Source organism: Aequorivita viscosa (assembly GCF_900106795.1).
Taxonomy (GTDB): domain Bacteria; phylum Bacteroidota; class Bacteroidia; order Flavobacteriales; family Flavobacteriaceae; genus Aequorivita; species Aequorivita viscosa.
Genome location: NZ_FNNS01000005.1, coordinates 83,422 through 105,405 on the forward strand (window position 1 = coordinate 83,422; position 21,984 = coordinate 105,405).

Annotated in this window: 18 protein-coding genes and 1 tRNA gene; 13 read left to right on the top strand and 6 right to left on the bottom strand. The window is 37.3% G+C overall.

The window, feature by feature from the left end; all coding sequences use genetic code 11:
• Nucleotides 1-36 precede the first annotated feature (36 nt).
• From murG to BLW28_RS04085, 11 genes are all read left to right on the top strand, one after another.
• Nucleotides 37-1,128, top strand: coding sequence for an undecaprenyldiphospho-muramoylpentapeptide beta-N-acetylglucosaminyltransferase (murG, locus tag BLW28_RS04035; RefSeq protein ID WP_073215292.1), 1,092 nt, complete (start codon nucleotides 37-39; stop codon nucleotides 1,126-1,128).
• A 55-nt stretch (nucleotides 1,129-1,183) separates the two neighbouring features.
• Nucleotides 1,184-2,539: a UDP-N-acetylmuramate--L-alanine ligase gene (gene murC, locus BLW28_RS04040; protein ID WP_073215294.1), complete on the top strand. Its 1,356-nt coding sequence runs from the start codon at nucleotides 1,184-1,186 to the stop codon at nucleotides 2,537-2,539.
• Complete coding sequence (locus BLW28_RS04045) at nucleotides 2,529-3,269, top strand: cell division protein FtsQ/DivIB (protein WP_073215296.1); 741 nt, start codon at nucleotides 2,529-2,531, stop codon at nucleotides 3,267-3,269. Before murC ends, BLW28_RS04045 begins: the two co-directional genes overlap by 11 nt.
• A complete protein-coding gene (gene ftsA / locus BLW28_RS04050; protein ID WP_073215299.1) occupies nucleotides 3,259-4,614 on the top strand; it encodes a cell division protein FtsA in 1,356 nt (451 codons plus the stop codon). The genes BLW28_RS04045 and ftsA overlap by 11 nt, the downstream gene beginning before the upstream one ends.
• Before the next feature lie 55 nt (nucleotides 4,615-4,669).
• Nucleotides 4,670-6,643 carry a cell division protein FtsZ gene (gene ftsZ / locus BLW28_RS04055; protein WP_073215302.1) on the top strand — a complete coding sequence of 658 codons (1,974 nt, stop codon included), beginning with the start codon at nucleotides 4,670-4,672 and terminating at the stop codon, nucleotides 6,641-6,643.
• Between the two features lie 250 nt (nucleotides 6,644-6,893).
• Nucleotides 6,894-7,343 carry a GatB/YqeY domain-containing protein gene (locus BLW28_RS04060; protein WP_073215306.1) on the top strand — a complete coding sequence of 150 codons (450 nt, stop codon included), beginning with the start codon at nucleotides 6,894-6,896 and terminating at the stop codon, nucleotides 7,341-7,343.
• 81 nt (nucleotides 7,344-7,424) lie between these two features.
• Nucleotides 7,425-7,498: transfer RNA gene (locus BLW28_RS04065), tRNA-Arg, on the top strand.
• Nucleotides 7,499-7,651: 153 nt separating this feature from the next.
• Nucleotides 7,652-8,347, top strand: a complete 696-nt coding sequence (gene radC / locus BLW28_RS04070; RefSeq protein ID WP_073215309.1) for a RadC family protein — start codon at nucleotides 7,652-7,654, stop codon at nucleotides 8,345-8,347.
• A gap of 6 nt (nucleotides 8,348-8,353) precedes the next feature.
• Nucleotides 8,354-9,649 carry a DUF7033 domain-containing protein gene (locus tag BLW28_RS04075; protein WP_073215312.1) on the top strand — a complete coding sequence of 432 codons (1,296 nt, stop codon included), beginning with the start codon at nucleotides 8,354-8,356 and terminating at the stop codon, nucleotides 9,647-9,649.
• Entirely contained in the window at nucleotides 9,639-10,328 is a 690-nt protein-coding gene (locus BLW28_RS04080) for a YjjG family noncanonical pyrimidine nucleotidase (RefSeq protein WP_073215316.1), read from the top strand. The genes BLW28_RS04075 and BLW28_RS04080 overlap by 11 nt, the downstream gene beginning before the upstream one ends.
• Before the next feature lie 86 nt (nucleotides 10,329-10,414).
• Nucleotides 10,415-11,185 (top strand): hypothetical protein, encoded by a 771-nt coding sequence (locus BLW28_RS04085; RefSeq protein WP_073215320.1) that lies wholly within the window; start codon nucleotides 10,415-10,417, stop codon nucleotides 11,183-11,185.
• Here the strand turns inward: BLW28_RS04085 and BLW28_RS04090 are convergent.
• Entirely contained in the window at nucleotides 11,182-12,480 is a 1,299-nt protein-coding gene (locus BLW28_RS04090) for a replication-associated recombination protein A (RefSeq protein WP_073215324.1), read from the bottom strand. The genes BLW28_RS04085 and BLW28_RS04090 overlap by 4 nt on opposite strands.
• Nucleotides 12,481-12,638: 158 nt before the next feature.
• Between BLW28_RS04090 and BLW28_RS04095 the strand changes: the two genes are divergently transcribed.
• Complete coding sequence (locus BLW28_RS04095) at nucleotides 12,639-13,394, top strand: rhomboid family intramembrane serine protease (RefSeq protein WP_073215329.1); 756 nt, start codon at nucleotides 12,639-12,641, stop codon at nucleotides 13,392-13,394.
• Here BLW28_RS04095 and rlmB read toward each other — a convergent pair.
• The 5 genes from rlmB to BLW28_RS04120 all read right to left on the bottom strand — a co-directional run bounded on the left by rlmB (nucleotide 13,391) and on the right by BLW28_RS04120 (nucleotide 21,257).
• Nucleotides 13,391-14,131 (bottom strand): 23S rRNA (guanosine(2251)-2'-O)-methyltransferase RlmB, encoded by a 741-nt coding sequence (gene rlmB / locus BLW28_RS04100; protein ID WP_073215333.1) that lies wholly within the window; start codon nucleotides 14,129-14,131, stop codon nucleotides 13,391-13,393. The two genes, BLW28_RS04095 and rlmB, sit on opposite strands and share 4 nt — an antisense overlap.
• Before the next feature lie 116 nt (nucleotides 14,132-14,247).
• Nucleotides 14,248-14,688, bottom strand: coding sequence for a hypothetical protein (locus BLW28_RS04105; protein ID WP_073215336.1), 441 nt, complete (start codon nucleotides 14,686-14,688; stop codon nucleotides 14,248-14,250).
• Nucleotides 14,689-14,710: 22 nt separating this feature from the next.
• Nucleotides 14,711-16,150 (bottom strand): RagB/SusD family nutrient uptake outer membrane protein, encoded by a 1,440-nt coding sequence (locus BLW28_RS04110; RefSeq protein ID WP_073215339.1) that lies wholly within the window; start codon nucleotides 16,148-16,150, stop codon nucleotides 14,711-14,713.
• A gap of 18 nt (nucleotides 16,151-16,168) precedes the next feature.
• A complete protein-coding gene (locus tag BLW28_RS04115; RefSeq protein WP_073215572.1) occupies nucleotides 16,169-19,231 on the bottom strand; it encodes a SusC/RagA family TonB-linked outer membrane protein in 3,063 nt (1,020 codons plus the stop codon).
• A gap of 328 nt (nucleotides 19,232-19,559) precedes the next feature.
• A complete protein-coding gene (locus BLW28_RS04120) occupies nucleotides 19,560-21,257 on the bottom strand; it encodes a POTRA domain-containing protein (protein WP_083540665.1) in 1,698 nt (565 codons plus the stop codon).
• A 317-nt stretch (nucleotides 21,258-21,574) separates the two neighbouring features.
• Here BLW28_RS04120 and rpsL point away from each other — a divergent pair, with 317 nt between their 5' ends.
• Complete coding sequence (rpsL, locus tag BLW28_RS04125; protein WP_073215344.1) at nucleotides 21,575-21,949, top strand: 30S ribosomal protein S12; 375 nt, start codon at nucleotides 21,575-21,577, stop codon at nucleotides 21,947-21,949.
• Nucleotides 21,950-21,984: the final 35 nt, after the last annotated feature.

A 21,984-nucleotide genomic window follows, 5' to 3' on the forward strand; every position in this document is an offset into this window, starting at 1 on the left:
ATTGTTGAAAGTCCGCAGGAAAATAAAATTAATTAATTGAAACCGAAATTTATCATATCAGGAGGCGGAACGGGCGGTCATATCTACCCAGCCATTGCTATTGCAGATAAGCTGAAAGCCAAATTCCCTGATGCTGAATTTTTGTTTGTTGGGGCGGAGGATAGGATGGAGATGGAAAAAGTACCACAAGCAGGTTATCCAATTAAAGGTCTTTGGATTTCTGGATTGCAGCGTAGTTTGTCTTTGCAGAATCTAGCGTTTCCATTAAAACTAATATCAAGCTTGAGTAAGTCGAATACTATATTAAAGAAGTTTAAACCAGATGTTGCAATTGGTACGGGCGGCTATGCAAGTGCGCCACTGTTGCGAATGGCTTCACTTAAAAATATACCTTGTCTAATTCAAGAGCAGAATAGTTACGCAGGAATTACCAACAAATGGTTAAGCGGTAAAGTGCAAAGTATTTGTGTTGCCTATGAAGGCATGGATAAGTTTTTTCCTTCCGAAAAAATTAGATTTACCGGAAATCCAGTGCGTCAAGATCTGTTGGACATTTCGTCTAAGAAAGAAGAAGCCATCAAGTTTTTTAATTTAGATAAAAATAAAAAAATATTGCTTGTTTTAGGAGGGAGCCTCGGCGCAAAAAAGATAAATGAGTTAATTGAAAAATCCTTGACGTTATTTAAGCAACATAATTTACAGGTAATTTGGCAATGCGGAAAGTATTATGAAGACGCGTATAAGAACAAAGGTAACGAAAATGTAAAAGTGCTAGCGTTCCTAAACCGAATGGATCTAGCATATGCTGCGGCAGATTTCATTATTTCGAGAGCAGGGGCATTATCAGTCTCTGAACTTTGTATCGTTGGGAAGCCAGTAATTTTTATTCCTTCGCCAAATGTTGCCGAAGATCATCAAACAAAAAATGCGCTGGCTGTTACGGATAGAGAAGCCGCAATTTTGATAAGGGAAAATGAATTAGATGCTACTTTCGAATCAAAATTTTCTGAATTAATTTCTTCCGAAGAACATCAAAAAGTGCTTTCGGAGAATATAACGAAAATGGCTAAACCCAACGCCACAAATGATATTGTAGAAGAAATTGAAAAATTAATGAATTTAAACTAATGACTTTAGTGCCTTTTGAAGCCCTGAGTTAGTGAACATTTAAACAAGTAATAAATTGAACAGTCTTAACAACATACAAACACTTTATTTCGTCGGAATTGGCGGCATTGGAATGAGTGCGCTTGCTCGCTATTTTAAAATGCAAGGCAAGACTGTTTACGGTTACGATAGAGCTCCTTCAGATTTAACAGATGAATTGATTTCAGAAGGAATTCCAGTAATTTTTGTTGATTCGGTTTCTGAAATTCCGGCAAATATTATTGCAGATAAAAACACTTTGGTAGTTTACACCCCAGCGGTACCGAAACAAAATTTAATTCTTAATTATTTCTATTTAGAAGGATTCACGTTAATAAAACGTGCTGAACTTTTAGGAGAAATTTCAAAAAACACATTGTGCCTTGCCGTTGCAGGTACTCACGGAAAAACAACTACATCGGCAATATTAGCGCATCTTTTGGTGGAGTGCAATATGCCAATAACTGCATTCTTAGGAGGAATTGCAGAGAATTATAATTCAAATTTTATTTTCAAGGGTGGCGAAATAACGGTGGTTGAAGCAGACGAATTTGATCGCTCATTTTTACATTTAAGACCAGATATTGCTTGTGTTACCACTATGGATGCAGACCATTTGGATATCTATGGAAATGAAGCAGAACTGGAAAATGCGTTTCGAACATTTGTCCGATTTGTAGGCAACGAAGAAAACGTAATTATAAAAAAGGGACTGCCTTTGGTTGGAATGACCGTTGGCGTAGAGAGTTTTGCCGATTACCAAGCTCAAAACCTGAGGGTAGAAGAAGGTGCATATCACTTCGATTTAAAAACTCCAACAACAACTTTTACAAACTTGGTTTTTTATCTTCCAGGACGTCACAATCTATCAAACGCTATTATGGCTATTGGTATGGCAATGTTGGCTGGTGCTCCTAAAGAATGTATACCAAAAGCATTGGCTGGTTTTACAGGTGTTAAGCGACGGTTTTCATATAAAATTAGAAAGGAAAACCTTGTATTAATAGATGATTATGCACATCACCCTACAGAACTCGATGCACTTTTTCAAGCAGTAGATGAAATGTATCCAGATGATAGAAAACAAATTGTATTTCAACCACATCTTTTTAGTAGGACATTGGATTTTGCAGAAGCATTTGCAGAGAGCCTATCTCAATTTGACGAAGTAGTGCTTTTAGATATTTATCCAGCAAGAGAAGAGCCAATTGAAGGGGTTACGTCGCAATGGTTGTTAGATCAAATTAAATCGGATAAAAAACGATTGGTTTTTAAAGTAGCGTTGCCAGAAATATTACTGAAATCTACGTGCAGAATAAAATTGATTGTTGGTGCAGGCGACATTGGGGCTGAAGTGAAACGTATAACCAAAATATTAGACTATGAAACGTAGTATTGAAATACTAAAATTTGTGGTATTATTAGGGTTATTAATATTTCTTTTTAGCTTTAGTAATAAGCGAAATGAGAAACGAAAACTATCTAAAGTAGAAGTAGAATTTGTGGATACTAAAACCCCATTTATAACCCACAATACAGTTAATAAATTGTTGATACAAAATAAACTGGACGTAAAGGAGGTAGGCAAAGAAACTTTAGTTTTGAAAGAAATGGAAAACCGTTTGCGCGAAAACCCTATGGTTCGTGACGCTGAGGTGTTTATATCCATAAATGGTGTCTTGGGCGCTAGGATTGAACAAAGAGATCCTATTGGACGTGTAGCTAGTTCAAACACTGGTCTTTCTTATTATTTAGATACCGATGGAAAAAAGATGCCTCTATCAGAAGTCTATTCGGCCCGTGTTCCTTTAATTACTGGAGTTGCTGAAAGTAATTACGATGAAATAACACCATTTCTTATAAAACTACGCGAAGACGATTTTATGCAACGCTTAGTGGTAGGTATAAATCGAAGAAGTAACGGAGAGATTGAATTGGAACTCAGAAAAAGCGATATTAATGTGTTGTTTGGAAAACCACAGTTTATTGAAAAAAAATTCCAAAATTTTAAAGCATTTTATAAAAAAACAAAACAAGATAGCACTCTTTATGAGTATGAAAAGGTTAATCTGAAATTTAATAATCAGGTAATAGCCACAAAAAAGGAAGACCATGGAAAATGATAATATTGCGGTAGGGCTAGACATAGGAACAACCAAAATTGTGGCTATGATCGGGCGGAAGAACGAATATGGCAAAATGGAAGTTTTGGGTATCGGGAAAGCTAAAAGTCTTGGTGTTCACCGAGGAGTTGTGAATAACATAACCCAAACCATTCAGTCCATTCAACAAGCAGTACAAGATGCAGAAGCGGCTTCTGGAATGAAGATTAAAGATGTGGTGGTTGGAATTGCCGGCCAACACATTCGAAGCCTTCAGCACAGCGATTATATTACCCGTTCCGATGGAGAAGAAGTTATTAGAGAAGCTGATATCGACGATTTATGCAACCAAGTGCATAAACTTGTAATGTTACCTGGTGAAGAAATTTTACACGTGTTACCTCAAGAATTCAAGGTAGATGGACAGGGCGAAGTAAAAGAACCCATAGGAATGTATGGCGCTCGATTAGAAGCCAATTTCCACGTTGTTGTTGGTCAAGTTGCCTCAATTAGAAATGTAGGAAGATGTATAAAAAGTGCAGATTTAACTCTTTCTGAAATTACGTTAGAACCTTTAGCATCGGCTAGAGCGGTGCTTAGTCAAGAAGAAAAAGAAGCAGGCGTAGCGTTGATTGATATCGGTGGCGGCACAACCGATTTGGCAATTTTCAAGGATGGTATTATTAGACATACTGCGGTTATTCCTTTCGGTGGAAACGTAATTACCGAAGACATTAAAGAAGGATGCTCAATCATTGAAAAACAAGCGGAATTATTAAAAATTAAATTCGGTTCTGCTTGGCCTGGAGAAAATAAGGATAACGAAATTGTTTCAATTCCAGGATTAAGAGGAAGAGAACCAAAAGAAATTAGTTTAAAAAACCTATCAAAAATCATCCATGCCCGTGTGATAGAAATTATCGAACAGGCATATATGGAAATTAAAAACTACGGGCACGAAGAGCAAAAGAAGAAATTAATTGCAGGTATTGTACTTACTGGAGGCGGAGCGCAACTTCAACATATAAAACAATTGGTTGAATACATTACAGGAATGGACACCCGAATAGGGTATCCAAACGAGCATTTGGCTGGCGATAGCGACGCCGAAACTACTAGTCCAATGTATGCTACCGCCGTAGGATTGGTGCTCAATAGTTTGGAAAGTAGAAGTAAATCTTCCTTAATGACAAAACTGTCGCCAGATAAAGCGAAAGAGGAACAGAAGGAAGAAGTAGCGCCAGATGTAAACGAAGTTGAACAACCCCAAGAAGAAATGAAAAAACGTGATGAACCAAAAAAGGGAAAAAGGTTTTTTGATAAATGGGCCGAAAAATTCAAGGAGTTCTTGGATGATGCCGAATAGAATTAGAAGCAAGCAATAAGAATATAAGTAAATAACAGGAATAAAATAAATAGATATGAGCAGCATAACAGAATTTGACAACATTTCATTCGATCTGCCCAAAAACCAATCAAACGTCATTAAGGTGATTGGTGTTGGGGGCGGTGGTAGTAACGCCATTAACCATATGTTCAGACAGGGCATAAAGGGAGTTGATTTCGTAATCTGTAATACCGATGCACAGGCACTGGAAAACAGTCCAGTTCCAGTTAAAATTCAACTGGGTGTTTCCTTAACAGAAGGTATGGGAGCAGGAGCTAATCCTAAGGTAGGTGAGCAATCAGCAATGGAAAGCCTTGAAGAAATTCGAAATATGCTCACTTCTAATACCAAAATGATATTTATAACCGCCGGAATGGGTGGTGGAACGGGAACGGGTGCAGCACCTATTATCGCAAAAATGGCAAAGGATATGGATATTCTCACAGTGGGAATTATTACTATCCCGTTCCAATTTGAAGGTAAAACCAGAAATGAACAAGCATTGATTGGAGTAGATAAACTCCGACAAAATGTAGATTCGTTGGTGATTATCAACAACAATAAATTAAGAGATGTTTATGGAAATCTAGGATTTAAAGCTGGATTTTCAAAAGCCGATGAGGTTTTAGCCACAGCTGCTCGTGGTATTGCTGAGGTTATTACGCATCACTATACTCAAAACATTGACCTTCGCGATGCTAAAACTGTACTTTCTAATAGCGGTACAGCTATTATGGGTAGCTCAACAGCTTCAGGAGCAAATAGAGCGAAAGAGGCTATCAGTAAAGCATTAGATTCTCCATTGTTAAATGACAATAAAATTAGGGGAGCCAAAAACGTATTGTTGCTTATCGTTTCGGGATCAGACGAAATTACAATCGACGAAATTGGTGAAATCAACGATTACATTCAAGATGAAGCCGGCAATAGTGCGAACATCATTATGGGTGTAGGGGAAGAGGAAAGTTTAGAAGGCTCTATCTCAATAACAGTAATTGCAACGGGTTTTAATGTTGAACAACAAAATGAAATTGTAAATACTGAATCAAAAAAAATCATCCACACCTTAGAAGATGAACAACGGGCTGAACAAAACCTTGAGCCAAAAGCAACTGGCGGAACAGTTCGTATTCCTGTAAAACCTGTCGAGCCACAACCAAAACCTCAAGCGCCAATTATTAAGCACACCCTTTTTGATGACGTTGAAGAAGTAGAGCAAACACCACCTTTTGAAGGATATATTGAAACATCCGAATTACTTAAAAATATAAATGTTTCTTATGAAGAGATAGAAGCTAAAAAAATCGAAGAGTTTAACCAAGTTGAAATAAACAAGGTAAACGTAAACGAATTTGTAATTCTAGAAGCGCCTAAAAAACAAGAACAAAACAGTAATAGTTCAAAAGAAGTTGCCTATGAAGAGGAAGCCGAAGATGAAACTTTAATGTTCGATATGCCAATTAATCAAAGTACTAAAAAAGCTTTTGAGTCGGATAAAAAGGAAGAATTTAAACGATTTGACCTTGATGAAATTGAGGTTCATAATCATGTAGAGGTCGTTCCGGTTACAGAAGTTTCAAACGATGGCATTAAAAGATACAGCTTAGACGATTACCAAGAGGTCGAAGACCAAATGAATGCTGCAAAGCCTTCAGGTAAGCCGCCGGTTCCAGAAGATGAGGAGGTTAAATTTGTGAGAAGAACTGTTTCAGAGCCAACTCCAGAGGTAGATTCAAAAGAAGAAGATCCAATGAATACTCCAATTTCTCAACTTCTTCGAGACCGCACAGAAGAACGAAGACGAAAACTGAAAGAGTTTAATTATAAGTTTAAAAACAGTACATCGCGTATTGATGAAATTGAAAGACAACCAGCCTACAAGCGTATGGGGATTGACTTAAATGAAACCAAGAGTGAATCGAATATCTCACGAACTTCGGTAAATACCGATGACGACGGAATTGAATTGCGTAGAAATAATTCTTTTCTTCACGACAATGTAGACTAACTCAAATTAGCTAAACTTAAAACCACCAACCGCTTCAGAGTCAAATTTGAAGCGGTTTTTTTAAGAATTTTTTCTAGTTTTATAACCTGCTGAAAGACGAATGGTTCAAGGCGAGATTTCACAAGGTAAATTTCCTTCAGCAAAAAACTATACAAATATACTTTCTAGTGTTATTCAGAAACATATTCTAAAATAACTGTTTCGGTTTTACCGTTTATTGAGTATCTTCGCACTCTATTAAAACGAAGGAATGAGCTTACAAGACAAGGTTATGGAAGCGATTAAGGTCGCGATGAAAACGAAAGACACTCAGTCTCTAGAGGCTTTACGTTCAGTGAAAGCGGCATTACTTTTAGCGCAGACAGAAACAGGGTCAAAACAAGAATTGGCCGAAGCTGAAGAGTTAAAATTGCTCCAGAAGCAAGTGAAACAACGTAAAGATAGTGCTTCCATTTATTTAGATCAAGGCCGTCCAGATTTAGCGGAACCGGAATTAGCACAAGCTAAGGTAATTGAGCAATTTTTACCACAGCAACTCAGTGAAGCAGAAATAACCAAGGTGGTCGATGGTATAATAGCTGAAACAGGAGCTACATCAATGGCAGATATGGGAAAAGTAATGGGACTGGCTAGTGCAAAACTTGCTGGAAGAGCTGATGGAAAAACCATTTCGACAAAAGTAAAATCAAGGCTTTCGTAATTATTGTATAAAGGATTATAAGTTTAGTGAGTAATTATTCGAAATCAAATTTATAAAAATTATTTTTGAACACTGAATACTGGCCGCGTGGCGCAACTGAATAGCGCATCAGATTTCGGCTCTGAGGGTTGGGGGTTTGAATCCCTTCGCGGTCACTAATCAAAAGCCTGCTTTTTGCAGGCTTTTGTGTTTTAACGCCATAATAGTCGTTTGGTTACTGTATCGTTATGTTGTTTTTTTAGAATGTTTTCAAAATATTACAAATATTAGCGCATTCATCCTTATCTTTAGGGAATTAGAAAAATGCCGTGGAAGAAAACAATCACTTTTCCATAAAAAACTGGAATGAAGACGACCGTCCTCGCGAGAAGATGTTGCAAAAAGGACGTATTGCCTTAAGCGATGCCGAGCTCATTGCTATTTTAATTGGTTCGGGTAGCCGCAATGAGAGTGCTGTTGCTTTAAGTCAGCGTATTCTTGCCTCTGCAAACAATAATTTAAGCGAATTAGGTAAGCGTTCGATTGCCGATTTAATGCAATTTAAAGGTATAGGTGAAGCCAAAGCCATAACAATTGTAGCAGCAATGGAACTAGGTCGCCGCCGTAGAGGAGGCGAAGCTCTTGAACGTAGGAAAATTACTTCAAGCAATTCAGTTTTTGAGTATTTCCAGCCATTAATTGGTGAACTCCCGCATGAGGAGTTTTGGATACTTTACCTTAACAACTCAAACAAGGTTATTAAAAGCGGACAGTTAAGTAAGGGCGGTATTACTGGCACGCTCGTAGATGTGCGGTTGGTTTTTAAAGAAGCCTTACAAATTGGAGCTGTTGGAATTATTCTAGCGCACAATCACCCATCTGGTACGCTCAAACCTAGTCACGCAGATATTCAATTAACTAAAAAATTGAAAATTGCCGGCGATGGTTTAGATATAAAGGTTCTGGATCATATTATAGTTACTGAAAAAGCGTACTTTAGCTTTGCCGATGAAAACATGTTGTAAGCAACTATGCTACTAATACACATAGACAAAATAACCCCACGAATTTCCTATATTTTTAAGCACATCTGCCTTAGGATTTTAGGAATTAATACTACGTTTACAACGGCCTTAGAAGAGTTTATCTCGCACACTGGCCCTAAAATTTCGTACGGTAAAAAGCCCATGGGTAATGAGCTTTTTTTTCAAAGTTATGGTCTTTTAGAGCAACAAGGTTTCGAAAGTTTTGATGTAAGCGTTAAAAAGTGGGAGGACACTTATGGCTTTTTTTCGGTCTCTAATGCAAGCGCACTTCCTTTCGATATATTTGCCGCAAGCTTTTATATGATTAGCCGATATGAAGAATACCTACCTCACGTAAAAGACGAAAAGGGACGTTTCATGGCTTCTGAAAGTCTTGCCTTTCAAGCTGGATTTCTACATCAACCTGTTGTCGATATTTGGGCATACAAGTTTAAATTGAAACTTATCGAAGTATTTCCTGACCTTATATTTCCTCATAAAAAAATGACTGTTCATCCAGTGGTTGTGGCAAACCAACCTTTTGTTTATAAGTACAAAGGCTTGTTGCGCTCGGCTGTGGGTTATGCCGACGACCTTTTTAGAGGACAATTTAGAAGGCTAATGGAACGCACTCAAGTAATTTTTGGATTTAAACGAGATCCGGCAGATACTTTTAAATGGTTAGTTAATAACGCACGCCATAGTAATTTTAAATTTACTGTATTTTTTCTACTCGGAAACGCTACTCAATTTCAGAAAGGAATGAATACACATCGGCAACAGTTTAAGCTTCTTTTAAAATATGTTTCGGATTATAAAGAGGTTGGACTTGTTTTTTCATACGAAGTACTTTCGCAATATGAAAAGCTGAAAGCCGAAAGAAGACGAATGGAAAGTATCACCAATCGGTCACTGAAAAGTTCAATTAATGCCGAATTCTTGGTTAATCTACCAGACATTTATCGAAATTTGGTAGAACTTCAGGTAAAACGAGATTTTACAATGGTTTTTCGCGATACGGTTGGTTTTCGTGCGGGTACTTGTACTCCGTTTTTATTTTACGATTTAGATTATGAAATCAAGACGCCATTAGTTATACATCCTGCCACTATGACAACAGATGCATTTCAAAAGAGATATGCGGCCGATATTGAAAAAACTGTAAATGGGTTTTTATCAGAAGTTGATAAAGTGAATGGAACCTTCACATTAATTTTTTCGAATAACGATTTCTCCTCAACAGAAGAAAACAAAGTCTGGCGCAGTATTCTTTCAGAAAAACTACCACTTTATGCCAAGTAATCTTATTACCGATGTGTTTTTTGATCTCGATCATACCCTTTGGGATTTTGATAGAAATTCTGCACTAGCTTTTGAAAGAGTTTTTAGAAAACATAAAATTCAACTAGAATTGTCCAACTTCATTCGCGAATACGAGCCGATTAATGAAGTTTACTGGAAAAAATACAGAGAAGAATTAATTTCTAAGCAGGAACTTCGACGAGGGAGATTACTGGATACTTTTCAGATTTTTAAAATGGAACTCCCTCTTGCTACTATCGATTTTATGGCGAATAGCTACATTGAAGAACTTCCCGTGAATAATGAATTGTTTTCAGGAACCATCGAAATTTTGGATTATCTCTATCCAAAATACAAGCTACATATAATTACAAATGGGTTTAATGAGGTGCAACATTTAAAACTTGCAAATAGTGGAATAAACAAGTACTTTAAAACTGTTACAACTTCTGAAGAAGTAGGGGTAAAGAAGCCAAACCCTATCATTTTTGAAGCTGCAATGACGAAGGCGTCCGTTAGTCCAAACCGAAGTATTATGATTGGTGATAATTTGGAAGCAGATATAGAAGGCGCTAGAAATTCTGGGATGCAAACTTTATTTTTTAATTATAAGAATTTACAAATTAATACACCCAGCCTAACGGTTACTGAGTTGATGCAAATAAAAAATTGTTTGTAGTGGAATAAATCAAGACCACATCTTCGAAAATAAGTGGTTTCAAAAACAGTATCTTTACAACTGATAATAAATAGGATTATTCAGATATGAAACAATTTAGAATTATAATTTTCACTTTTTTGATAGGCTTTTCTGCTCTTTCACAGAATATCGATTTCAGTAGCTATAGCTATGTAATAGTACCCGATAAATTTGAGTTTTTGAACGCTCCCGATCAATTTCAGCTTAATTCTATGTCGTTATTCTATTTAAAGAAAAGTGGGTTTAATGCTTTTTTGGCTAAGGACACGCCTAACGCCAATCGTTGTGACGGGCTTTATGCGAATGTTGAAGAACTTAAAACGTTATTTGGAACCAAGCTTCAAGTGGTTTTACTTGATTGTGATGGAAATGAAGTTTACAGAAGTGACGAAGGAAAAAGCAAATATAAAGAATTCGAAAAAACCTATCAAGACGCACTTAGAAAGGCTTTTGAAAGTGTAGAAAAGCTTGGGGTTTCGCAAAGTGAAATGGTTCAAACTTATGCTGCTAATTCTAGCGATTCTACCAATACATTACCTGCCGAATCTAAACTTTCTGAAATCAATGGAGTCCCTTTCCCATCTTCAAAGTTTTCAAACTATGTAAATGAAGGAAAATCATATTTGCTTAGAAAGACAGCTGAAGGTTATTCTTTATATAAAGAAGATTCAAGTTCAGAAGATGGACTTAAATTAGTAGGGAAGATAGTTGTTATGGAAAAAGTAGTGAAGTATATAGATGTTTCAGGCAATGTTGCCGACGCGGATTTTGACCAATCTGGAAATCTTATCATTAAGACTCGCGAGTCAACAATAACTTACGATTTCGTTGATTAAAAGTCGTATTTGTTTTTCCAAAGTTGTTTCAGGTGATTTTTTAATGCGTTTTCTTTTGGATTGTTTCCTGGTTTATAGAAGGTAGTTCCCTTTATTTCTTCTGGTAAAAATTCGTGTGGAACAAAATTGCGTTCATAATTGTGAGCATATTCATATTCCTTACCGTAGCCTAATTGCTTCATAAGCTTTGTAGGAGCGTTTCTTATAGATAAAGGAACTGAGAGGTCGCCAGTTTGCCTAACTAACTGTTGCGCTTCGCCTATTGCTTTATAGGATGCATTGCTTTTATGCGATGTTGCTAAGTATATTGCACATTGACTTAAACTGATTCGAGCTTCTGGGTATCCAATTGTGTTTACCGCCTGAAAAGTACTATTGGCGAGGAGAAGTGCATTTGGATTTGCGTTCCCGATGTCTTCTGAGGCTAAAATAACCAACCTGCGTGCGATAAACTTTATGTCTTCACCGCCTTCAATCATTCGGGCAAGCCAATACACAGCGGCATTCGGATCACTGCCACGAATTGATTTTATGAAAGCCGAAATAATATCATAATGTTGCTCACCGGTCTTGTCATATAGCACAGTATTTTTCTGTGCTTTTTGCATAACCAGATTGTTTGTAATAATTATCTGCTCATCTTTTCCATCAAAGCTATCAGATGATTCTGAAAGAATAACGAGTTCTAAAATATTCAGTAATTTTCGAGCGTCACCTCCCGACAGTCGTATAAGCGCTTCGGTTTCTTTTAAGGTTACGTTTTTAGTTGATAAAATGGTGTCTTCTCGCAATGCTCTTTTTAATAGCGCTTCCATATCCTCACGACTAAATGATTCCAACACATAGACCTGACAACGGGATAGAAGTGCAGGAATTACCTCGAAACTTGGGTTTTCAGTCGTAGCACCTATAAGGGTAACCCAACCTTTTTCTACCGCTCCTAGCAGTGAGTCTTGTTGGGATTTACTAAATCTATGAATTTCGTCTATAAATAAAATGGGACTTTTGGTTGAAAATAGAGTTTCACTTTTCTTAGCTTTTTCTATTACTTCGCGTACAGCAGCCACACCGCTATCTACTGCGCTTAATGAATAGAATGGCCTACCACTTTGGTTTGCTATAATATTTGATAAAGTTGTTTTTCCTGTTCCTGGAGGCCCCCACAAAATCATTGAAGGCAGCATACCTGTTTTTAATTGAGCGGTTAAAGAGCCTTTTGGGCCTACTAAATGTTGTTGGCTTAAATATTCGTCTAATGACTTTGGTCGGATTCGTTCTGCGAGTGGTGTATTCATAGTGCCAAAATTACAACTTTAAAAGTTTGACGCTTCTCTTGGTTTAAGAAATTGGTTTTATCTACTTATATGAAGTTATCAATATTAACAGTTAAGACTGATTCTCTGCCAATTTATCATAAATTTGATTTTGGGTTTGTTTTTGCTTTAAAAATGTTATGACTGATAGAAATCGATTGTATTTTAGTCCTGAGGTAATTGGGTATCCTTTGCTTTTTGTATTGCTGCTTTGGATTGTATTCTGGATAGAATCTCGGTTTGGAGTTAATTTCAATACACTTGGAATCTATCCGCGTACGTTTAAAGGATTGATAGGTGTTGTTTCTGGTCCCTTTATTCACGGAACTTTAAAACATATTTTCAATAATTCGGTACCGCTCTTTGTGCTAAGTACTGCCTTGTTTTATTTTTATAGGAATATTAGGTGGAAAGTATTGTTCTTAGGATTGTTATTAACAGGAATCGCAACTTGGACAATTGGTCGCCCTTCGTTACATATTGGAGCGAGTGGAGTAGTGTATATGCTTGTCGCTTTTTTGTTTTTTAAAGGAATTTTTTCTAAACAATTTCAATTGACTGCCTTGGCTCTTATCGTTGTGTTTTTATACGGCGGATTGTTGTGGTATGTTTTTCCGGTCGATCCAAAAATTTCTTGGGAAGGTCACCTCTCAGGGTTTTTTGTAGGACTTCTTTTTGCTTTCTTATTTAAAGGAATTCCACTTGAGAACAAAAAATATGAATGGGAAAAAGAAGATTTTGATCCCGATAAAGACCCATTTATAAGTCAGTTTGATGAAAATGGAAATTTTGTGGGTCAGTCTAAAGAAGTGGAACCAGAAGTTCTTGAATCTCCTGAATTACCTCAAATTGAAATTATTTATACTATTAAAAAGAAGCCAGAGTCTAAAGATTAAATTGTTCGTTGTCTAACTACTTCATATAAAAAGGCACCACAAGCTACAGAAACATTAAGCGAATTTATTTCTCCCAAAAGTGGTAACGATGCTTTTTCATCTACCAAATTGAGGACAGAGTGGGAGATTCCTTTTCCTTCCGATCCCATTATGATAACTAACGGTTTATCCAATTGTGTTGAGTAAATAGTATTCTTTGTTTTTTCCGTAGCGGCTAATGTAGTAATGCCTGAACCTTGAAGATAGAAAATAGCATCTTTAATGTGATCTACCTTACAGATTGGGATCTTGAAAATTGCCCCTGCCGAAGTTTTTACAGTATCGCCTGAAATAGGTGCTCCTCCAGATTTTTGAATAATTACTGCATCAACACCTGTACATTCAGCGGTTCTTAAGATTGCTCCAAAATTTCGGACATCTGTAATTTGGTCCAGTATTAAGAATAGTGGCGTTTTAGTTCCAGCGAGAGATTTTTCAACCACTGATTCTAAAGAATGAAATGGTACCGGAGAAGTTAGTGCTACAATGCCTTGATGATTTCCTCGCGTTAAACGATTCATTTTTTCCATAGGAACTGAACTTACTGAGATATTCTTTTTGCCTAATTCAGCTAAAATAGCATCAATTTTATCGCTACTTATTCCTTTTTGAACATATACTTTATCAAAGTTGATGTTTGACGCTAATGCTTCCTGAATTGGATAGATTCCGAAAATGGTGTTTTCTTTTGAACTCATATTATTTGTGAGGGTATTGCCCTTTTATTATGGGCTAAAGTTAAATATATTTCAATAAAAAAGCACCTCTTGATTACCAAGAGGTGCTTGATTGTTTATAACTAAGAGGTTTACTTTTAGTTTTTCAGTCCGATCATTATCGTACCTCCAGAAACTACATCTTCTCCTCCTTGAATAGAAAGCATAAAGAAAGTTCTGTCAGAAGTTAATGAATTGTCAACTCCAGTTACAGTTAAAGTTCCCAAACGCTCGTTAGCAGGGATAGTAACGGTAGCATCATATCGGTAATTGTTTTCTGCAGTAGGAGTGTTCTCTTCCGGATTGGTAACAGGAACAGTAACTACTGAAAAAGTTCTTTCGAATGATTTTACATCTGAAGCAAACACGTCCACAGTTGTTGATTTCTCTCCGTCTTGTGGTATACTGTTAATGTTCTGTGTTTTCTTTGTAAATCCAGCTACAGTATCACGATCTGTATCGTAATCGTCATAACTTTCACATGAAACTGCAACTAGTGCAATTGTCAGGATAAGTGTTAGAAATTTTAATTTTTTCATTTTTAATGGATTTTAAGATTTATTAATAACCTCCTGGGTTTTGATCTAAATTCGGGTTCACGTCTCTTGCGCTTTGTGCAATAGGTAACTGGAATTTGAAATTACCAGCAGGAAGTGTTTGAACGTCTGAAGGTGTTCCTGATCCGTCAGCTAAATCACCTTGTCCATCACGCTGTATAGCTACTCCCCAACGCTTTAGGTCAAAGAATCTTTGGTATTCAAATGCGAACTCTAATCTTCTTTCTTGACGAATAGCATCTCTTAGGGCAGTTCCAGTTTCACCGCTTGGAGGAGTTGTATATCTTTTAGTTCTAACTACATCAAGAGCAGTTCTTGCAGCCGTTTCATTTCCTAGTGCATAGTATGCTTCAGCTTTGTTTAAATAAGATTCAGCTGCACGGAATATTTTGATGTCAACCATACCATTGGTCTGACCAGGTCGTCCAAATAGTTTTTTGATGGCGTTGAACTGTAAACCATCTTGGTTGTTAGCTGCTTCCATAGTGTAAGCTTCTTTTCTGATATCGTCATCAGAGAATGAATCGTAGAAGCTCTTAGAGATTACATACTCAGGAATAAGGTTTGATAAACCACCTTGACTCCATGTTACACCAATGTTTACTCCTAAAACTGGAACATCATTCGGGATGTAAAATAAAACACCATCTTGAGTAGTGTCTTCCCAAACTCCAACAACATTATCTCTTGAAGCAACAGATGCGCTTACTTTGTTTGCTGCATCAATAGCTTTCTGCCACTCACCCATATACAAGTAAACTCTCGATAGAAGTGTGTTTACAGCGTCTTTGTTCATTCTACCAGCTGGGTTTGCATCATTAATTTCTGCTGCAGCTTCTGTTAAGTCGGTTACAATTTTATTGTATGTTTCAGCAACAGTTTCTCTAGCAGGAAGGATAGTTGGGTCAGCTTCCATTACGTATGCTGCACCTAAACTTCCATTAGCATCACCAGATTGCGTTGGTATTTTTCCGAAGAAAGAAACAACATTAAAATGAGCTAGTGCACGTAGAGCTTTCGCTTCGGCAACTACATTTGCTTTGTTTTCACCTTCAAAGTCACCTGCATTACCTAATAAAAGGTTCGCTCTGTAAATGGTTCTGTAGGCTGCTAAATACATACCGTACATTGGCCCATCTGCTGCGCCATATTGCCAGTTGTGCAATGTTCTTCTTGTTCCTCTACCTCTTTGAGCAAAGACAACGTTGTCAGACAATACATCTGGAGCGTCTAACATACCTCCAGTGTCACTACCGCCGTAAAAAGCACCGCTAGTTAGTCCGGAATAAACCCCTCTAATGGCATTTTCAAAATCCTGAGCGGTTGCGTAAGCGTTTTCGGTTCCAAAGGAATCGAAAGGTACTTGGTTCAGTTCATCGTCGCAGGAAGCAAATATCCCAACGATTAAAGCTAAAACAGTTATTTTAGAAATTATATTTTTCATTTGTATCAATTTTTTTAATTAGAAACTTACATCCAATCCTACCTGGATAGACTTGGTGTTCGGGTAGCTATAAAGTGTTGCCTCACCTGGTGCAACTGAGTCACCGAAAGCGATAGTCTCACCTGAAGATAAACCAACCTCTGGATCCCCCCAGAATTTTGTGAATGTCAATAAGTTTTGACCTTGTACATACAATCTAAGTGAGTTGATTGGAGTTTTCTCTAAAGTTTCGCTTGAGAATGAATAAGAAAGGGTAATGTTTCTCATTCTGATGTAATCACCTTTCTCTAGGAATCTGTCTGAGTTGCTCATTACGCTATCATCTCCTGTAGCGTAGATAGGGCTAGGAAGTACTCCTGTGTCACCTGGTTGTTTCCAATAGTTGAAAGCTCCAACCGACTGGTTGTCTGCGATGTTAATACCATCAGATTCTCTCTGTGAACGTACGAAGTTGTTAATGTAGTTTCCTGCTTTGAATACGAAATCTGTACGTAGTCCGAAACCTTTGTAAGTAATGTTAGAGAAGAATCCACCTTCCATATCTGCTATTGTAGATTTTCCTTGGAAAACACGGTTTTCCATATCTGGCATTTGGTCAGCGAAATAGATGTTACCGTCGCCACCATAGAACTGAGCTCTACCAGTTGCTGGATCAACACCTGCGTAACGAATGTAGAAGTGTTCGTTAATCTTTTTACCTTCTTCCCAACGAATTCCAAATGTATCTGGTGCGTCGATTGGATTGCCTTCTGGTAACGATTTAATTTTGTGGTCTAGGAAGATAATGTTTCCACCTAATGTCCAAGATAAATCTTCTCCTCTTAGTACATCTCCTTGTAACGATATTTCAAGTCCTTTGTTTTCAATGTCACCAAGGTTACCAGCGATAGAACCTACTCCAGATTCAGCTGATTTAGGAATGTTGAACAATAAATCGGTAGTATTTCTGATGAAGTAATCACCAACCATACGTACTCTCTTGTTAAACATATTCAATTCCATACCAATGTTGGTAGTTGTAGTTGTTTCCCAGCTTAATTCCGGGTTAGCAACCTGAGTTGGAATAGTACTAGATCCGCCTGGGTATGATCCGAAACCTACAGTACCTTGAGATGCATAACGGCTCAATCCATTTCTGTTACCAACAGAACCGTAAGAAGCTCTAAGCTTTAAGTCATTAACGAAATCTGCGTTAAAGAAAGATTCTTTAGCGATGTTCCATCCAATACTACCACTATAGAAGGTACCAAACTGAACATCCTTACCGAAATTAGAAGAACCGTCACGACGTACAGAACCTTGTAATAAGTAACGCTCTTGGAAATCGTAGTCTGCAAAAACACCGTAGGAAACAAGGGTGATTCTGTTTCTACGAGTCCAACCGTCTGTTACCTCAGCAGCATTTTCTTGAGTTGTTAATAACGCCGAAGGGAATCCGATGCTTCTTACAAGAGCACCATTGTATTCGTTCATGTTATATTCGTATAGACCAAGAACGTTTACGTTATGCTTGTCGTTTTGGTAGTTGTAGTTAATACGATTACTTAACGTTAAATCCAAACGGTGTGTTTGAACATCCATTTTGTTACCTGGTTTGTCTGGATCTCCAATAAGACCATCTAAGATTCCTCCTGGTTTCATATAACTTTCTTCTCTGGCAGCAGACCAGTTAACAGCTACGTTGAAGTTGTAACTCCAGTTTTTGCTGAATTTAACCAATGCGTCAACGCTACCAAGGGTTGTATTGTCTACAATGTTTGAAGGCTCAGATAAAAGAGCACCTCTTACTGGGAAACCACTGTGAGTTGGGTTGTAAATTGGATTACCGTTTTCATCTAATAAACGGTCACCGTTTTCGTCAAGTCTGAATTCAGGCTCGTAACCGTTGTAATCTAACATTGCACGGAATGGGTTCTGTGCGTTATTTCTATCTCTTGGCTCATCACTAGTTGAACGAGAGTAACCTACGTTTACTCCTAATGTTAACCATTCTTTAGCATCAACATTAACGTTTAATCTAGTTCCTAATCTTTCGAAACCGTCAATTTGGTCGATAATACCAGTGTTTCTGTCATTAGAAACAGAGAAGTAATAATCCATTTTTTCAGCACCACCAGAAATAGCAACACTGTTGCTTTGGATGATACCATCTTTTAACATTAAATCTTGCCAGTCAACTTCGTGATCTAATAAGAACTGACGTTCTGGCGAATTTGGTGCTGTAGTAACTCCAGGAAGTGACGAAGCAGCAGTAACACCTAAGGCGTACATTTCAGCTTCATATTGCATTTTCTGAGTAGCATCCATCATTGAGAAGTTAGGCTTGATTCTGGAAGTAACTCCATATCTTGAGCTGTATCTAATTACGGCATCTTTGTTACGGTTACCACCTTTTGTTGTGATAACAACAACTCCGTTAGATCCTCTAGAACCGTAACGAGCTGTCATCGCAGCATCCTTTAAAATTGTAATGTTTTCGATATCCTCGTTAGGGATGCTAGCCAAATCCTGTTCGCGGATAGGCGCGCCATCAACAATATATAACGGGGAAGAAGCACCAGCAACTAAAGATCCTGTTCCACGAATTCTAACAAACGCACCCTGACCCGGTTTACCGTTGGCGGCAGTTACCTGAACACCAGCAGCCTTACCTTGTAGCATATTGTCAATGCTAGTAGTTGGTGCCATTTGAGACAACTCTGCGGCAGAAATCGAAACTACTGCTGAAGTTTGTACCGTTTGGTTTCTTGAGGAATATCCCGTTACAACAACAGTCTCTAACGTTGAACCTGGGTTCAAGGTAATGTCAATGCTGTTCTGGGCACCTACTTTTACTTCCTGAGTGTCAAACCCTACATAACTAAAGGTAAGTGTCTGTCCCACGTTGGCGGTAATGGAATAATTTCCATCAAAATCCGACTGTGTTCCAGTACTAGTTCCTTTGATAATAACGTTTGCACCAGGCAATGGCAGACCTGTGTCGTCCGTCACCGTACCTGTGATAGTTTTCTGCTGTGCGAAGGTAAGTTGCACAACTAACGCTAATAACAGCGTCATAATTCCACTAAACTTTGTTTTCATTTTATATATTTTTGAATTAGCCAACGGCAAAAATCCTAATAAAAAGTTAATTACACAAGTATTTCTGTTCAAATTTTCTCTTTCGCGTCAGAATTAAAAATAAGCTGATTATTAGCTACTTGTAAAAACATCGTAAACCTTTACTTAACTCATAGAGGACTCGGGTTTTGAACATTTTAATAAACTAGAGGATTATATGGTCTATTTCGATAATCTGCGGGTGTATCTACTAACTAGTTGGAATATAGTGCCGTATAGTATCAATTGAATCTATTGTTTCAGTGAAGTTTTTAGTCCTTGTTGGTTCTTCTTGGATGTGGTTTATTGATCAGAACCGGGATGAAAGACTTATGTGTATTTTTATGTTTGATACGTTAAGATTTTGCTCTTCTGTACTGCCGGTTGCTGCTATAAATCTAAATAATCCTGCTTTTGTAGTTATTCCTAAGCCGAGTCCGAAGCTATAAAGCTTTTGTTTGAGGTCTAGGGTTTCGTTTTCAAAATATCCTATATCTATAATTGAGTGTGCAAACATTGTTTTGTTAAACTGATATCTATATTCAGTATTGATAACTGAAAATAGTGATGCGTCTATGCTGTTTTCATCAAAACCCCGAATGCTGTTTATTCCTCCAAAACGAAAAAGTTCGTTTACTAAGTAGGTGTCGCTGAAAAGTGCGTTGGTGGTTGTTTGTGTGAAAATGGAATTTTTTAAATTTAGTTTGAAGATGTTGCTTAGGCTCACTTCGGCTTGTTGCTGTCTTTCTGAATTGCCATTTCGTACTCTCGACCCAGCTCCAATGTCTAGAGATAATTTCGTTTTTATCGGAAACATTGAATGGTTTTGATATTTGAGATACGAAATTCCGCCAATTATAAATGACGACTTAAAATCTTCAATGGGGATTCCAGCCATCGTCTGGTCAAGTAAATTGCTTGAATCGAAGCTTCTATACCCTACATAGCTCTGAGAAGCTGGATTTATTTGATACGTTGTTCGCAATTGTTGTTCTGTGGTTACAAAACTTGAGTCGCGTTTAAAAATCTTTAATTCTCCGCTGAGTCCAAAAGGTGTTCTGAACAAGTAGGGGAGGGTGACTTTTGTTCTGAACTGTATTTGCTCTTTACCGTCAGCCCTGTAATTTAAAAGAAATTGTTCCCCGAAATGGAGGTTGTTGTTGAGTTCTAGGTTTAAATATCCGTTGAATTCTAATTTTTGTGTTTCTTCATCGGTTGCAAAGCCTAAAATTCCATCAAATTGGTTGTTGTTTTGTTTTTCCAAGTAAAAATATACGATTGTGGAGTCCTTTCTGAAAAGTGCTTCAGGTGGTTTGGTCGCCGAGACAAAACCAAGACTATTTAAGTTTTCACTTTGTTCAACTAGTTTTTTTTTATTGAAGATTTTTCCTTTTTTAATTCCAGCGTAATATTTTAAATACGATCTAGGGAATCTTTCGTAGCCTTTTATTGCAATCGAGTCAATTGTTCGTTGGTTGCCATTGTTTAAATATAGTGTCGCAGTTAATTCGTTATTTTCATCCTTTTCAAATTTCGTTGCCTTAATTCGCGCAAAAGCATTTCCTTGTTGGTTTCGTATTGCTGTTAATTTCCGCATTGCGCTTGGAAATGATGTTATGGGGATTGTAAAGTAATTTCCTTCCACTTCTGTAGCCACTTGTTTTAATTCCCGCTGGCTAAAATCTTGTTCAGAATAATATATTCGTAGGTATTTGTATTTTTTCCCTAAATAGAAATTTGCTGTATAGGCGGTGTCATTTTTAATATTAATTTGTTTCAGCTCGGTGTCTATATAACCTATTTGTTGTAGGGTTTTGTGTATGGTGTCTATTTTATTTAGTACGGCCTCTTTATTAGCGTAGCTTTTTTTGATTTTAAGAGAGTCTTTAAGCCCGCGCGAAATTGCATTTTCGGCTTGTAATTTAAGAGTGTATTCTTGAGCTTGTATTTCACTGAAATAACTGCTGTATATAGTGAGGAGTATAAAAAGAAGTTTTGAGTATTTCAATTTAGTTTTTTGAGTTCTTTAATTCTTCGTTTATTGTTTTTCTGAAATCGTAGCGTATATGTTAATAAGTATTTTTGGATTGCTGCAGCTGTGTGAACTAATAAATATTGCCTTGATTTTGGTGTGGTCTTTAATTTTAGCTTTGATTGCTTCAAATCTAACGTATCAAGACTCTAAATCATATTCAAAATAAAAAAATAATTAAAGTATGTTGAAAATTAATGAAGTATGGTTTGATTAATAAAAAAATATCTCTACATTTGCAACCCCTAAAAATAGGGGTGTTTTATTTTAAACAGTAATAATACATATTTTATATGCCAACAATTTCACAATTAGTACGTAAAGGAAGGACCAGAATAACCAAGAAGAGTAAATCGGTTGCTTTGGATTCGTGCCCACAACGTCGTGGTGTTTGTACGCGTGTATATACTACTACGCCTAAAAAACCTAACTCTGCAATGCGTAAAGTTGCAAGGGTGAGGCTTACAAATGGTAAAGAAGTAAACGCATACATCCCGGGCGAAGGTCACAATCTCCAAGAGCACTCGATAGTATTGGTTAGAGGTGGAAGGGTAAAAGATTTGCCAGGAGTTAGGTATCACATTGTTCGTGGAGCATTAGACACCGCTGGTGTTGCAGGCCGCACGCAACGTAGATCTAAGTACGGAGCAAAACGCCCTAAAAAGTAGAAACGCAAAGCTTGTGTTTTAAGAAAAATGAAAAC

Coding starts and splice junctions, on each gene's coding strand:
- BLW28_RS04045 (WP_073215296.1), top strand. CDS start 2,529: ATGAAACGTAGTATTGAAATACTAAAATTTGTGGTATTATTAGGGTTA.
- ftsA (WP_073215299.1), top strand. CDS start 3,259: ATGGAAAATGATAATATTGCGGTAGGGCTAGACATAGGAACAACCAAA.
- ftsZ (WP_073215302.1), top strand. CDS start 4,670: ATGAGCAGCATAACAGAATTTGACAACATTTCATTCGATCTGCCCAAA.
- BLW28_RS04060 (WP_073215306.1), top strand. CDS start 6,894: ATGAGCTTACAAGACAAGGTTATGGAAGCGATTAAGGTCGCGATGAAA.
- BLW28_RS04075 (WP_073215312.1), top strand. CDS start 8,354: ATGCTACTAATACACATAGACAAAATAACCCCACGAATTTCCTATATT.
- BLW28_RS04080 (WP_073215316.1), top strand. CDS start 9,639: ATGCCAAGTAATCTTATTACCGATGTGTTTTTTGATCTCGATCATACC.
- BLW28_RS04085 (WP_073215320.1), top strand. CDS start 10,415: ATGAAACAATTTAGAATTATAATTTTCACTTTTTTGATAGGCTTTTCT.
- BLW28_RS04090 (WP_073215324.1), bottom strand. CDS start 12,480: ATGAATACACCACTCGCAGAACGAATCCGACCAAAGTCATTAGACGAA.
- BLW28_RS04095 (WP_073215329.1), top strand. CDS start 12,639: ATGACTGATAGAAATCGATTGTATTTTAGTCCTGAGGTAATTGGGTAT.
- rlmB (WP_073215333.1), bottom strand. CDS start 14,131: ATGAGTTCAAAAGAAAACACCATTTTCGGAATCTATCCAATTCAGGAA.
- BLW28_RS04105 (WP_073215336.1), bottom strand. CDS start 14,688: ATGAAAAAATTAAAATTTCTAACACTTATCCTGACAATTGCACTAGTT.
- BLW28_RS04110 (WP_073215339.1), bottom strand. CDS start 16,150: ATGAAAAATATAATTTCTAAAATAACTGTTTTAGCTTTAATCGTTGGG.
- BLW28_RS04115 (WP_073215572.1), bottom strand. CDS start 19,231: ATGAAAACAAAGTTTAGTGGAATTATGACGCTGTTATTAGCGTTAGTT.
- rpsL (WP_073215344.1), top strand. CDS start 21,575: ATGCCAACAATTTCACAATTAGTACGTAAAGGAAGGACCAGAATAACC.